The 13,250-nt window shown below is 65.8% G+C and carries 9 protein-coding genes and 4 pseudogenes; 6 read left to right on the top strand and 7 right to left on the bottom strand.

Going from position 1 to position 13,250, the window contains the following annotated elements; genetic code table 11:
- Nucleotides 1-3: 3 nt before the first annotated feature.
- Genes CKW46_RS15595 through dprE2 form a run of 4 tightly spaced genes read right to left on the bottom strand, consistent with a single transcriptional unit; the run spans nucleotide 4 to nucleotide 3,393 of the window.
- Nucleotides 4-732, bottom strand: a complete 729-nt coding sequence (locus CKW46_RS15595; protein ID WP_482053339.1) for a cobalt-precorrin-6A reductase — start codon at nucleotides 730-732, stop codon at nucleotides 4-6.
- Nucleotides 729-1,478, bottom strand: a complete 750-nt coding sequence (gene cobM, locus CKW46_RS15590) for a precorrin-4 C(11)-methyltransferase (protein WP_011740290.1) — start codon at nucleotides 1,476-1,478, stop codon at nucleotides 729-731. Before cobM ends, CKW46_RS15595 begins: the two co-directional genes overlap by 4 nt.
- The gene (locus CKW46_RS15585) at nucleotides 1,475-2,647 is read right to left on the bottom strand and encodes a bifunctional cobalt-precorrin-7 (C(5))-methyltransferase/cobalt-precorrin-6B (C(15))-methyltransferase (protein ID WP_015355687.1); all 1,173 of its coding nucleotides are present in this window, start codon (nucleotides 2,645-2,647) and stop codon (nucleotides 1,475-1,477) included. Before CKW46_RS15585 ends, cobM begins: the two co-directional genes overlap by 4 nt.
- Nucleotides 2,644-3,393 carry a decaprenylphospho-beta-D-erythro-pentofuranosid-2-ulose 2-reductase gene (gene dprE2 / locus CKW46_RS15580; protein ID WP_240274847.1) on the bottom strand — a complete coding sequence of 250 codons (750 nt, stop codon included), beginning with the start codon at nucleotides 3,391-3,393 and terminating at the stop codon, nucleotides 2,644-2,646. Before dprE2 ends, CKW46_RS15585 begins: the two co-directional genes overlap by 4 nt.
- Nucleotides 3,394-3,428: 35 nt before the next feature.
- Between dprE2 and CKW46_RS15575 the strand changes: the two genes are divergently transcribed.
- From CKW46_RS15575 to CKW46_RS15565, 3 genes and pseudogenes are all read left to right on the top strand, one after another.
- Complete coding sequence (locus CKW46_RS15575) at nucleotides 3,429-3,839, top strand: F420-dependent biliverdin reductase (protein WP_012394745.1); 411 nt, start codon at nucleotides 3,429-3,431, stop codon at nucleotides 3,837-3,839.
- A gap of 189 nt (nucleotides 3,840-4,028) precedes the next feature.
- Nucleotides 4,029-4,208 (top strand): annotated as a pseudogene (locus CKW46_RS15570) (PPE domain-containing protein); the annotation flags it as partial.
- Nucleotides 4,196-4,354: a hypothetical protein gene (locus CKW46_RS15565; RefSeq protein WP_231507077.1), complete on the top strand. Its 159-nt coding sequence runs from the start codon at nucleotides 4,196-4,198 to the stop codon at nucleotides 4,352-4,354. The pseudogene CKW46_RS15570 and the gene CKW46_RS15565, both read left to right, overlap by 13 nt.
- 23 nt (nucleotides 4,355-4,377) lie before the next feature.
- Here CKW46_RS15565 and CKW46_RS15560 read toward each other — a convergent pair whose 3' ends face one another.
- The 3 genes and pseudogenes from CKW46_RS15560 to CKW46_RS15550 form a co-directional block, all read right to left on the bottom strand.
- Entirely contained in the window at nucleotides 4,378-5,847 is a 1,470-nt protein-coding gene (locus CKW46_RS15560) for a phosphoinositide-specific phospholipase C-related protein (protein ID WP_482053338.1), read from the bottom strand.
- A 350-nt stretch (nucleotides 5,848-6,197) separates the two neighbouring features.
- On the bottom strand, nucleotides 6,198-7,040 hold the full coding sequence (locus tag CKW46_RS15555; protein ID WP_015355684.1) for a hypothetical protein: 843 nt from the start codon (nucleotides 7,038-7,040) through the stop codon (nucleotides 6,198-6,200).
- Nucleotides 7,040-9,381 (bottom strand): annotated as a pseudogene (locus CKW46_RS15550) (putative alpha/beta hydrolase). Before CKW46_RS15550 ends, CKW46_RS15555 begins: the two are co-directional and overlap by 1 nt.
- Before the next feature lie 569 nt (nucleotides 9,382-9,950).
- Here CKW46_RS15550 and CKW46_RS15545 point away from each other — a divergent pair.
- The 3 genes and pseudogenes from CKW46_RS15545 to CKW46_RS15535 all read left to right on the top strand — a co-directional run.
- Nucleotides 9,951-10,230, top strand: a pseudogene (locus tag CKW46_RS15545) (integrase core domain-containing protein); the annotation flags it as partial.
- Between the two features lie 374 nt (nucleotides 10,231-10,604).
- Nucleotides 10,605-11,056 (top strand): annotated as a pseudogene (locus tag CKW46_RS15540) (hypothetical protein).
- Nucleotides 11,046-13,220: a DUF5631 domain-containing protein gene (locus CKW46_RS15535; RefSeq protein ID WP_482053421.1), complete on the top strand. Its 2,175-nt coding sequence runs from the start codon at nucleotides 11,046-11,048 to the stop codon at nucleotides 13,218-13,220. The pseudogene CKW46_RS15540 and the gene CKW46_RS15535 overlap by 11 nt, the downstream one beginning before the upstream one ends.
- Nucleotides 13,221-13,250: the final 30 nt, after the last annotated feature.

The raw sequence follows: 13,250 nt of genomic DNA, 5'->3' as shown, positions 1-13,250 counted from the left end.
TAGCTAGCGCAGGAGCGCGACCCAAGCGGCGGCCTCCTCGACCGTGCCGACACTGCTCACGCCCGCCGGTAGCCGCGGTCGCGCCACCATCACCACCGGGACATCGAGTGCGCCAGCGGCATCCAGTTTGGCGCGGGTCATGGCGCCGCCGCTGTTCTTGGTGACCAGTGCGTCGATCCGGTGTTCGCGCAGCAGCCTCACCTCGTCGTCGTAGTGGTATGGCCCCCGGGAGAGCACCAGCTGGTGACGACGCGGCAACAAGGCGCCGTCAGGCGCGGTGACCGCGCGAATCAGAAACCATGCGTCGCTGTCGATGAAGGCCGCCGTGCCGGATCGGCCGGTGGTCAGAAATATCCGCGAGAACCGTTGTTGTGCTACCGATTCCGCCGCTTCGATGTCGGATCTCACCACCAGGGCCGCCCCCGGATCCCATGGTGGGCGAGCCAAGACGATGTGGGGTAAGGCCAGTTCGGCACAGACTTGGGCGGCGTGGGCGGTCATGGTCGCCGCGAACGGATGAGTGGCGTCCACCACGGCGTCGATGCGCTCGTCAACGAGCCAGCGTCGCAGCCCGTCGACACCGCCGAACCCGCCGATGCGCACCGGGCCAACCGGCAGCGCGGGGTCGGGCACCCGCCCGGCCAGCGAGCTGACCAGGTCGACCTGCGGATGTAGCCGGGCGGCCAGGGCGCGCCCCTCGCTGGTGCCGCCGAGCAGCAATAGCCGCGTCAATGCGCCCCCCGGCGGGCCACCGAGTACAGGTAGCTGTCGGTGAAGCCGTCGGCCGCCAGCACGTCGCCCACGACGATGACCGCGGTCTTGGTGATGTTGGCGTTGTGCATCTGTGCCGCGATGTCGGACAGCGTGCCGCGCAGCACGGCCTGTTGCGGCCAACTGGCGAAAGCGACTACCGCGGCGGGTGTTTCGGGTCGGTAGCCTCCGGCCAGCAGTTGCGGGATGATGGCATCGATCTGCGCGGCGGCCAGGTGTAGCACCAGCGTGGCGCCGGGCTTGGCCAGGGCAGCCAGGTCCTCCCCCGGCGGCATCGGCGTGGACAGGGTGGAAATCCTGGTCAACGTGACGGTCTGCGACACCCCGGGCACGGTGAACTCGCGCTTGAGTGCGGCCGCGGCAGCGGCGAACGCCGGTACGCCCGGAACGATTTCGTAGCCGATGCCCAGCGCGTCGAGTCGGCGGCACTGCTCGGCCAGCGCGCTGTACAGCGACGGGTCACCCGAGTGCAGCCGGGCCACGTCGTGGCCGGCGGCGTGAGCGGCGGCGAGTTCGGTGATGATCTGCTCGAGGGTGAGCGGACCGGTGTCGACGACTTTCGCCTCAACCGGACAGTAAGCGAGTAGGTCATCGGGCATGATCGAGCCTGCGTACAGGCACACCGGGCAGCTTTGGAGCAGCCGTTGACCGCGCAGCGTGATCAGATCCGCTGCCCCCGGCCCGGCGCCGATGAAATAGACCGTCATCGCTTGGTCACCGCCCATTGGGTGACCGGCATCTGCGGGCGCCAGCCGGTGAAGCCCCCCAGCGGCTCGCCCTGATAGTGCTGGAATCGTCGCAGCTGGCCGCCGAGGCGCGAGTGCGCGTGCACCAACGCGGCTTCCGACTCCGCGGTGACCACGTTGGCGACCAGGCGCCCGCCCGTGGGCAGGTGGCCCAGGCAGCTGTCGAGCAAACCGGGCTGGGTCAGGCCACCGCCGAGGAAGATCGCCGATGGTTCGGCGGTGCCCTCGAACGCCAGCGGCGCTTCGCCGCGCGCATCGACGCTTACCCCGAAGGACACCGCGTTGGATTCGATGTTGGCCCGGCGCCGCTCGTCACGCTCGAAAGCCACCGCGGTGCAGCCCGGCCAGCTGCGGCACCACTGGACGGCGATGCTGCCCGAGCCCGAGCCGACGTCCCATAGTCGCTCACCCGGCCGCGGCGCCAGGGCCGCCACGGTCAGCGCGCGGATGCCGTGTTTGGTGATCTGGCCGTCGTGAGCGAAGGCGTCGTCGGGCGGCGCCAGTACCCGCGCCTCGGGCAGATAGCGGATGGCGATGACGTTGAGGTCGTCGACGTCGACGGGGGCCTCGGCGGCCCACTTTCTGGCGGTGCCGTGGCGGTGGCGCTCGACCGGACCGCCGAGCTGTTCGAGCACGCTGAATTCGGAGTCACCGCTGCCGTGCGCATGCAGGAGCGCCGCCAGCTGCGAGGGCGTGGCCTTGCTGTTGGACAAGATGATCGCCTGCCCGCCGCGGCGTAGCGCGGTGTGCGGCGGCGCGGTGACCAGGCTGATCACCTCGGTGTCATGCACGTTCCAGCCCATTCGGGCGCACGCGAGCGTCACCGCGGAAACGTGCGGCACGACCCTGACGTGTTCGGGGCCGAACAGCCGGATGAGGGTGCCGCCGATGCCGTGCATCAGTGGATCGCCGCTGGCGACAACGTGGATGTCGGGTCCATCGGCGGGCAGTTGTTGCAGCGCCGGCAGCATCGGCGACGGCCACTCACGACGACTGGCGGTGACCGTCTCATCGAGCAGGTCAAGCTGCCGTTTGGAGCCGTAAATTATTGTGGCTCTTTGCAGTTCGCAGCGCGACGCATCGGATAGCCCGGGTATGCCGTCGGCGCCGATACCGACCACGACAATCATCGCGGCATCTTTCGCCACACGAATTGCGGCAGTAGCCGCAGCACGAAGAACATCGGCCGCAGTGCCCACGGAATCCAGACGGTGCGCCACCCTTTGGCCAGTGCCCGCGTGGTGGCGGCGGCCACCTGGTCCGGGGTGCTCGATAGGGGTGCGGGGGCCATGCCCTCGGTCATCCGCCCGATGACGAAACCGGGCCGCACGATCAGCAACCGCACCCCGGTGCCGTGCAGCGCGTCGGCCAATCCGCTGGCGAAGCCGTCCAGGCCGGCCTTGGCCGATCCGTAGACATAGTTGGCGCGACGTACCCGCGCCCCGGCCACCGAGGAGAACACCACCAGCGCCCCGCGGCCGGCGGTGCGCATCGCCGCCGCCAGGTGGGTGAGCAGACTGATCTGAGCGACGTAGTCGGTGTGCACAATGGCGATGGCATGCTCGGCGTCGCGCTCCGCACGGGCCTGGTCGCCCAGGATCCCGAAAGCCAGCACCGCGGTACCAATCGGCCCGTGATCGGCGACGATCGAGGCAACCAACGGGCCGTGGCCGGCCACGTCGTCGGCGTCGAACTCGCGGGTGTGCACCGCCGCCGCGCCGGCGGTCTTCAGGGCGGCGACCTGCACGTCAAGCTGGTCGGCGCCCCGCGCCGCCAGTATCACCGTCGCCCCCGGAGCCAGCCGGCGCGCGAGTTCACTGCCGATCTCGCTGCGACCGCCGAAAATTACCACCGGACCTGCGCTCGTGTCGTCCACGGCTGCGATTATCGCCTGCGCTAGCGTGGGTAGCGATGGCCAAGACGACTACCCGGCTTACCAATGACGCGCTGGCGTTTCTCTCCGAGCGCCATTTGGCCATGTTGACCACGCTACGGGCCGACAACTCACCTCACGTGGTGGCGGTGGGGTTCACCTTCGATCCCCACACCCACATCGCACGCGTCATCACCACCGGCGGTTCCCAGAAGGCGGTCAACGCCGACCGGGGCGGGATCGCGGTGCTCAGCCAAGTGGATGGTGCGCGGTGGCTGTCACTGGAAGGCAATGCCCTGGTGAACAACGACCTCGACGCCGTGCGTGACGCGGAATTGCGTTACGCACAGCGCTATCGCACCCCCCGGCCCAACCCGCGACGGGTGGTCATCGAAGTCGAGATCCAGCGGGTGCTGGGGTCCTCGTCGCTACTTGACCGCGGCGACTAGCCCGCTCCCCCGGCGACGTCGTCATGACGCGGGGGTCACTCAGAAACCACCGGCGACTGTCAGACGCAGTTCGTGAGCGGATCAGCCCGGATTTCGGAAACCAAGTTTCTGCCCCTGCGGCAAATGGGCTTTCGTGATCGCCGAATTGGCGACTCGCATCGGTGTGCACGGGGGAAGGCTTCACTGGGAATGAATTACGTTATGCGGGCGCCTGAGATCAATTCATTGTTGATCTATTCCGGCGCGGGTTCGGGACCGATGTTGCAGGCGTCGGCGGCCTGGGCTGGGTTGTCCGATGAATTGGGCGCGGCGGCGCAGTCTTTCCGCTCATCGATCGCGAACCTGGTGTCGGCGGCGTGGCGGGGTCCGGCGTGGGCGCTGGCGGCGGCGGTTCCAACGTTGGCTTCTTCAACTCGGGTAGCGGTGGCTACAACTCCGGTTTCATGAACTCCGGCAAGTACGATTCCGGCGCCATCAACACCCGCACGGAGCAATCGGGATTCTTTGGCCGTTAGGGCCGCTGACCACCCTGCGCGCGTCAGGTTCCCGGCGAGAGGGTGTATCGCACCCACGCACCCCCGACCAAGCTGGACACGGCGTGCAACCGGGCGTTCTGATCACCGGATCGGGGCAGTGCAAAATCGGCCCCAGCGGCGGTGCAGGCCAACGGAGCACCCGCGAACGTGACGGCCGTCGAGGTCACCGCCCATGTTCCCGCCGCGGTCACGCAGGCCGCGGGGTGCGCGTCGGTACACGGCGCCGACACCCAACGTCCGTCCCGGTCCTGCAAGGTGCACTCGCCGGCGCCGGCGCGAGGTTCATCTGGTGCCCAACTCCACAGCGACGCCTGGATCCGTCCGTCCTCTGGCAGCAGCTGGTCGAAGCCAAACAGATTGACGCCGCAGTCGATCATGGCTTTGGCTTTCGCCGGTGCGAGTGCTTCCGGATCCGTCGGCGGCCGGGTCGGTTTGACCAGGGCGGAGACCAAAGTGGAGTCCTCGTAGTAGCGGACCAGTCTGGAGGCGTAGGTGCCCGCGCCGTAGGTGGCGTCGCAAGCCGGATAGGCCCGGTAGCCGGAGGTGGAGCCCTTCTCCACCTCGACACCGTCCCAGTTGAAAACATCCGACGCCCACCCGGATGCACACGAGCCGACCACCACAACCTGTGCACCAGATGCGCGAACGTCATTGCGCGACAGGTTAAGCGGCAGCCGCACGCAGCCGTCTGCGGCGCGCTGGGCCGGGTTGGGTCGGTAGATGAGGCTGCTGCCGTCCGGACGACGCAAGACACCGTCAAGGGTGCCAACCGCCGAGGCGTACGCGCGCGCGTCCTTCAACTCGTCTTCGAGGTAGAGCAGGATGACCTGATCGGAATGTGCCGGCGTGCCGAGCCAGTTGGCGATTTCGGGTAACACGTTGCCAAAGGCCGGTTCGGTGGTGCAGCCCAGGTTGGCCTTGTCCGGTCCGAGCCCGTGACACACCGTCACCCCACGTCCGCCGACGAGGTCGAGCCGCCGGATGTAGTGCAGGTCCAACTCCAGCGCACGGACGTCGATATCGAGCTGCTGGGCCAGCGAAAGCTGTTGGTTCGAGTCGGCATGCGAGGGCGTGAAAGACTCGCTGAGGCTGTTGAACGAGTTGTGGGTGCCCAGCCACTGGGCCTGCCGTAGCGGCAACTCGTCCTGCAGCGCGTACTGGAACTGCGCCACGCGGTGGACCCAAGATTGCAGGTAGGCGTCCCGCGTAGCCTGAGTTACCTTGTGCGCCAATGGCAGAACACAGTGCGCGTCGGCTATGCCGACCCGGCGGCATTCGGCGCCGAACGCATCGGTGGCCTTGCCGAGCGCAACACACGGGACCGCGATGGGGCTGATGGCGTCGCACGGCGCGGTTGGCGAGGGCGGAGCCACCACCCCGGAGGTGTCGGCGGCCACCGGCGGGATGGTCGTCAACACCACCCCGAACACGCCGATGACGACGGCGCCCTTCATCCATCGGCTGCCGGGCATGCGCTACCTTGACACGCCAGCGCGCCGACATCGAGAGATGTTGTCGAAGTGTTGCAAGGACGGTTGGAAGGTGTAAGCGGAGTTCTGAGCCGACCTCGGTAGTCCCGGAACTGTCTTCTCCGCCTTGGGCGCCACCGTCCCGTCGTCTCAGCTCAGTGGCCCTACCTCAACCGAACCGGACTCATCGGTGCACACGCACGCCACCACAACGGGCCAAGCGGTCACGTCGATACCGGGTTCAGCCGTCCACACCAGGGTGAAATCGTCCAGCGCCGCAGGCCAACCCGCGGCGGCGCCGCAGGCGTACTCGTCGAACCTTCACCCCAAAAACGCTGCGAGGCTTGACCTTCTCATGCATTCGCGCTCGTTGACGGCCAGCCGGGAGACGCCGGCAGGGTCGGAAACAACGACCGGTCATATTCCTCGCCGGGCACAAGGTCGGGGTGCGGGGGCGCCTTCGCGAGACAGGTGTCTCTGTCTTCGGCAGCACCCGGCCAGTCCGACCCCACTCCAGCTGCGACGAACCACCCACCCTGGCGGCTGGTGATCCTCCAACCGGCGAAAACATCGATCGACGGCGCGCGCGCCGGTCCCTGCTGGGCGGGCAGCGGCGCAACAGGCTTGACAGGAGCGGTCATGGTGATCCGCATCTTATCGATACCCGAATACGGTTCTGGCCCTACAACATGCGCGCGCCACCATCCTCCACGCAAATAGCTTTCACTGGCGACGCCGAACGTGTATTCGCAGACTATTACCGTCACGTCGCGGCCGGATGTCGTCACCGACAGAATGTGATCGCGCTGGGTGCCCACCCACCGAGGCTCCCGCGGGTCGTCGGTCTTGGGCCACAGAAACTGTGTGCTGATCGGATCGTGGATGGATTTGTTGGGATCAACCGACTGCGCAAAACCCGGATAAAGATACTTGTCATCACGGGTGATGGAGGCCAGCAGGAACGACTCGGTGTAGGCACGCACCACCACCGCGGGCCACGCGGTCACGTCGATACCGGGTTCGGCCGTCCACACCATAGTGAAATCGTCCAGCGCCGCAGGCCAGCCCGCCGGCGCCACCGCAGACGTACTGGCCGGACCCTCACCCGAGCGCCCACCCGAACCGCATCCGCCGACCAACAGCACAGCAACCGCCAAAAACGCTGCGATGGTTCGCAACTCGGGTCGGATTCGCATCACTTCCTGCCCTGATCGGGGTGCGGGACACCAACGATATCGTCGTAGCGGCTGACCAACGCCGCATCCGGGGACAAGCTCTCGCTGGGAGGCCTGGGTTCGAGCGACTGCGACAAAGCGGGACCAATGACGTTGCTGTATTGACCGGGGGTAATGCCTTGCGGCTCAAGTTCTTCCAGCGTCGCGATGCGCCCGTTGGGGTGGTCGTCGTCGTAGACGATGTAACCGGGCGGCAACCCGGTGACGGTATGTCCCGTTCCGAGCATGGCGTTGAGGATCTCCTGGTCGGCCATGCCCAAAGACATGGGCTGTATCGGATTTTCGGTCGGCGCGGTCGGTGCTGGCCCGAGGATGCCATTTTCCAGGTTCTGGCCCAGGACGCCGATGGTAGGACCAGCGATGCGGCCGACCCCGGGGACAAAGCCACCAGCTGCGGTGAGACCTTGTAAGCCCGTTTCATATGCCGATTTCTTGGACTGGTATTCCGAGACATCCTGGTGATAACCATTGTCCTCGTTGGCTTGAAACCCGTTGTGGGCCCCGACGTCGACCAGCGCCCGCAACGTCGCGGCGTCGTACAGATGCTGGTTGTAACCCGAATGCGTGGGATCAGCGGCAAAGGCGCCCTCGTGAAGCACGGCCTGCGCGTATGCCTGGCCGTTGAAGTACTGGGCCGCCTCGTTGTCGCTGCTCAGCACCGAGAAGACACCCTTGGCCACCGGCAGCGCACCAGACAGGGTTTTGCCGTCCAGCGGATCACCGAATCCCGGTAATCCCCCAGATGTCTCGGCGATGTTGTTGACGTAGGGCCCCAGCCCGTGGGCCATATCGCGGACCAGGTTCGGGTTCACCTGGCCAAGGGTGTGGTTCCCCGGAAGGTGCAGCAACTCCTGCTGGTTGTTGCCGATGTATGAACTGTAGGCGTGGGCGGTGTCGGCGGCGATCCCTTCCTGCGGACCTTGCACCACCGCAGGGTCTCCCGTCCAGGAAAACAGCGACCCAACACCTTGGCCGTTGTCCTTCCAGTAATGGTGGGTGATGTTTTCCAGGAACTTGTCGTGGTCGGCTCCGGTGATGGTGTCATGCACCACCTGGTGATCCGGCGAGACCGCCGAGAGGGCATTGGAGACCGCCGGGTCTAGAACGGGATCGCGTTCGACGTCTTGGCCTTGGCTGGCAGGGTCGGCATGCCAGATCGGCGTGTCCAACATGACCGATGCCTTGTGAATCATTGCGCGATCCAGCTCGGTATTCGTCTGAAAGCCCTTGTCCCCGTCCTTGACGATACCGGCGATGTCGTTCATTTGATGTGTGAAGAGTGCTCCCGGCGAATTCAACGCCTGCTGGACGCTTTCAGGCAATTGCGTAACACCACCTTTTACCGTGTCGGAACCCTGCTTGGCCCCGACGGTCAGCGGAGTCTTGGGGAAGCTCATATTCGGGTTGCTCATCAGCTGCCAAGAATCGGCGATCATGCCCCTTTGTGCGCCCAGGCGCTGCTCTGCGGCCGCGAGCGCCTCAACGGACATGCCGTGTTCTTGAGCTTGCAACTGGCTCAACACCGAGGCCTGCTCGGCGGTCAACGGAACCTTGCCCGCCAACTGATCGGGGGTGATAGAACCCAGTACAGCATTGACTCGTCCAGCCGCACCCTGGTCACCAGCGAGTGCATCATGGACGTCTTGTTCAGCTTGTTCAGCCGACTCCGGCTCGTGATTGTCGGCGCCCCAAATCCGAGCGGGGTCGAACCCGTCGACAGCCAGACTTTTCTCCGCGGTTCTCAGGAAATTTGAATACCCGTCGCGGATCGAATTCAGCTCAGCCAGGGCAGCCTGGGTGTCGCGAATCGCGTCGTCTTCGCACGCGTGCATGAAAGCATCCAGTGCTGCCTTGTCCTCAGCGGTGAGCTGGTGGTTTCTCTCAAGCATCACTGCCTGGCCGATCTCATCATCGAGTTGCCGCAGCTGACCCTCGAGTCCAGCGATCTTCCCACTCGAGGATCGCTGCACCTCGGCCAAAGCGGCGGCGATGTTTTCCAGATCCACCCCGATCTTGGGTAATTCCAGGGACTGGGCGCCCAGCGACTGGGCAACTCGCTGCACCTCAGCGGAGTCGTTGATCGGGTGCTCGCCGTTCTGCCGATTCCAGGCTTCCTCGAAGCGGCGCCGGGCCTGATCAAACGCGGCGTCCGCCTCCGCGGTGCACCGGCCGGCAGCATGAAACGCCCCCCCAGGTCCGAAATCTGCGCCGGGCGACCCGCTTGGAGGCTTTGATCTATCGCCCACGGATCACCACCGGCTTCGGCGATCAGCAGAGGGATACTTATGTAGCGAAGCTGCACTGCACCCTCCGGGGTTTTGGGTCATCCATATCGGCGAAAACGTACCGGCTCCTGCCTCGTAGCGCCGCTGATGACGACTCTTCGGCAGCCACCCGGGCCACCCGCGGTGGACATCCTACGGAGTCGACGCCGAAGGAGCCACGCGCGAATTCTGCCTTACGGCATGAGTTGTCGCCATTCACTCGATGCTCCTGCACTCCGGAGAAGGGACTGCGGAAGCATCGGGCCCCTCCCGCACTCCTGGAGGTGTGGCAACCACATCTGTCCTCGACATCGTCGCCAGCCCAACAGCCACGAGAGTGGGAATCGGCCGCGACAGGAATGGCCTCACCCAGGCCACGACGACCACCCGCTACCCGAACGGCAGGCCCCACCTCGCTCCGAGACATGGCCGGAAGGTGCCCTGTCGGCCGTTGCCGTCTTACTCGGCGTCCCTCTGGATTCACCGTCAGCGGAGCAACGCGCGGAATTCTCACGTGCGGCGCTAGAACCGGTATTCCCCCCGGTCTCAAACGGCGACAAAAGGGGCGCCACGGCCGCGTTGCCAGCACAATCAACCGATCCACGGGGGTAGCCACCATCGCAGCAATACATTCGTCCACGCTCTGGCCCGCCACGACATGGTCGGCACGGTCGGCGCCATGGGTCGCGTCCAGGCCGCCGGCGACAACGCCGCTATGGCGTCGTTTTTCAGCCTCCTGCGAAAGAACGTGCTCGGTCGCCGCCGCTGGGAAACCCGCGAGCACCTGCGCATCGCGATCGCTACCTGGACCGAAACGCACCTACGACCGCCGCCGTCGGCAAGTCGCTCTCGGCCGGTTGCCCCCGTCAGATTCGAAGCAATCATGATCAGTCGCGCCACCCAGGCCGCGTAGCCGAAACTGTCGCCTATCAGTGCGGCAGACCCACCCGCCGATATCTCCACACGGGCAGGTGAGTTGCCCGATGCGCCTATCCAATCCACGATTGGACCGCAAGGTCAGCGCCAGCGACGGGAGGCTCATATCATGGCTGACGACATATCAGCTCGATTCTGGCTACCACCACCGCCGACGCATCCTCGCGAAGGTCATCAACGATGACCCATGCTCCACTCACGGCAACACATTTACGGCAACGAATAGCCTTGTGGCGTGACTACTAACCCCTCACCCGCCGCGCAATGGGTACCGAACTATCCTCCCCAGCCGGTAGCAAGCCCGCGCACGTGGCCACTCGTCGCCCTGGCCATCATCGCCATAGTGGGTGTTGTGCTCGGGGCCGCAGCACTAGTTGTGGCACTCACGCGCCCAGGGAACGCAGGATCCGCCGCGGCCCCAACAACGACAGCCTCGCCGACATATACAGCTGAGGAGACGCCGCAGCGCATCAGAAGTTGTGTGAGGTGTACAAGCTGGCTGCGCGTTCTGTGCAGATTGACACCAATGGCGGCGATCCAGCGCTCGCCCGCGTAACTGGTGTGAATGGCGCGGTGATGTTGGAGCAAGCACTGCGTACGGCCCCAGCGCTGGCTCCCGACGAGCGCGACGCCGCCTTTGCACTGGCCGAGGCCTACACCAATGCAAATGCCGTAGCGAGCTTTTCGACTGGACGTGGCGATCCTGCATGGCGGGCAGCGGCCGACGACGTCATCGCCAAGGATGCGGAAATGAGGGCGACCTGTGGTGGGGGCTGACCTACCACCCGGCAAGTGGTCTGCATGGCTGGTCGGCGCTTGGTGGCCCGCATTGCCAGACGCACCCGCGACCGGTGCTACTTACTGGCGCGGGGCGGGGGCAATCAAGCATAACGAGGCGCGCGATCTCCAGAACGAACGATCGCAATTAGCAGTAAATCAGGGCCGCACCGCCGACGACCTAATGGACCGTTACTGGCGGGGCGAACAACGTCTCACCGCTATCGGCGACCAGTGCGATACTAAGAGTGTCCAGAGCGGCCGTGTAGTCGATGCAGTCAACAACCTGCGTGATCGGCTGCGCGACATCGCTCATTCGGGCAATGATGAGACTGACCGAATTCTGTCCGGCAAAGGGCCAACAGAAGCAAAAGTTGCTGCGGTGAACGCCGTTATCGCTGAGAGAAACAGCGAAGCCGCCAACGCGGCAGCAACGACGATGTCCAACATCATAGACGCGACGCAGCGGGTACTCGATGCAACCATCGGCGGCAATGCGCGAACCTGGCTGAGTCAGCTTGGCGCGGACATCGACGGCCCACCACCGACACTCCCAATCACCCAAAACGACCTGGATTCCCCACCGCACACCCCGCCCGAATCATCAACGTTAGGTTTGGCTCTGCAGGACGCATCGGCCCCTAACGAGATTGCGCCAGAGCCACCGCCATCGTCAACTGTCGGCGGAGCCCTTGCGTCCCACGGTTCTTCGACTTCTGCTGTGGTAGCGCCTACGCCTTCACCAGGAGACACAACGTTTGGTGGAGCTATTCGGGGACTGCCAGGCGCACCAGCGTCGCCGACTGGCTTCACCCCCGCCCCCTCGCCCCTCCAGCCCGGTGCCCCCGCAGTCGGCTTCGGAGGCCCATCAATCCCCGGCGTCTCGACACCTGCAGCGTCTGCTCCCCCCTTATCGCCACAGTCCCTGGCTCAGTCTTTTACGAATGGAATGTCGACGGGCGCCCCGGCGGCAGCCGGTGCGAACTCCATATCTGCCGGCGCAATGACCGCGGCCACTGAGCCCCCGCCCCCGACGACCGCTCCTCCGGCGGCGCCGCTCATACCCCCCTCGACCGTCCCAGCCACTGGTGCGGGTTTCACCCATGTTCCAGACGCAGGCCTTGGTGCGGCCCCCACAAGCCCTCCGCCTGTGGCACCACCGACCAGCGACATGACCGGCGGCGTGACGACCGTAGCCCCGATGATGGCCGGCGGCCCTGTCACTGGATCGGTAGCACCGGCGGTCGGGGCGCCCGCGGGGCCGCTGCCCGCCTACGGCTCTGATCTGCGTCCACCGACCGTTGCGCCGCCAGCCGTCCCTTCAGCACCGACCGGCCCAGTGTCAGGCGCGCCGGTGGCCTCACCCTCATCGTCACCGTCCGCCGGTGGGTCGATGGTGTCACCGGTCGCAAAATCCGCCGCCCACGATGCCGCCCAGGCTCAAACTACGAGCGGGCCGACGTCGATGGCCGGCGCGACAGCCGCTGCCACCACCGGGGCGGTGACTGGCGACTCAGCGAAACGATCTGCCGAGCAGCAACGCTTGCGTCGCATCGTCGATGCGGTGGCCCGTCAAGAACCGGGACTATCGTGGGCCGCCGGACTACGCGACGACGGACGAACCACGCTGCTGGTCACCGACCTTGCTGGCGGCTGGATTCCACCCCATGTTCGGCTGCCCTCGCACGTGACCCTGCTGGAACCGGCCACGCGGCGCAGTGATATCGGCGCGGCCGACTTGCTGGGTGCGGTCACCATCTCGGCAGTGCACCAACCGCACGGCTACATTGGCGAGCCGGGAAGAGACGCGCCGAAACTGGCCGGGGACCGCGCGGCGCGGATCGCTCCCGAGATCGACGAACTCGGGCCAACGCTGGCCGAGCACGTGCGTCGCCGCGACGGCTTGCCCCGGGTTGCGCAGGTGGTGGCGGTGGCCGCCGCACGCAATTACGGGGTGCCGGACAACGAGGCGGAGTTGCTGCGCGACAGGGCCAGCGACATTCACCGTTCGGTTCTTGCGGCATACCCGCACCATGATTTGGCCGAGGCCACCGATTGGATGCTGCTGGCAGCCATTGACGCCCTGATCGACGGCAACCGCACGGCAGCGAACTATCACCTAGCCTGGGCAATGGCGGCGATGTCAATGAGGAGACCCACATGACCATCAACTCCGTTCCGGAAAGCTATGGCC

The sequence above is a fragment of the Mycobacterium liflandii genome (genome assembly GCF_022354805.1).
In the GTDB taxonomy this organism is placed as follows: Bacteria; Actinomycetota; Actinomycetes; order Mycobacteriales; family Mycobacteriaceae; genus Mycobacterium; species Mycobacterium marinum.
Note: the sequence above shows the minus strand (reverse complement) of the source record. Positions and strands in the feature narration are given on the sequence as shown.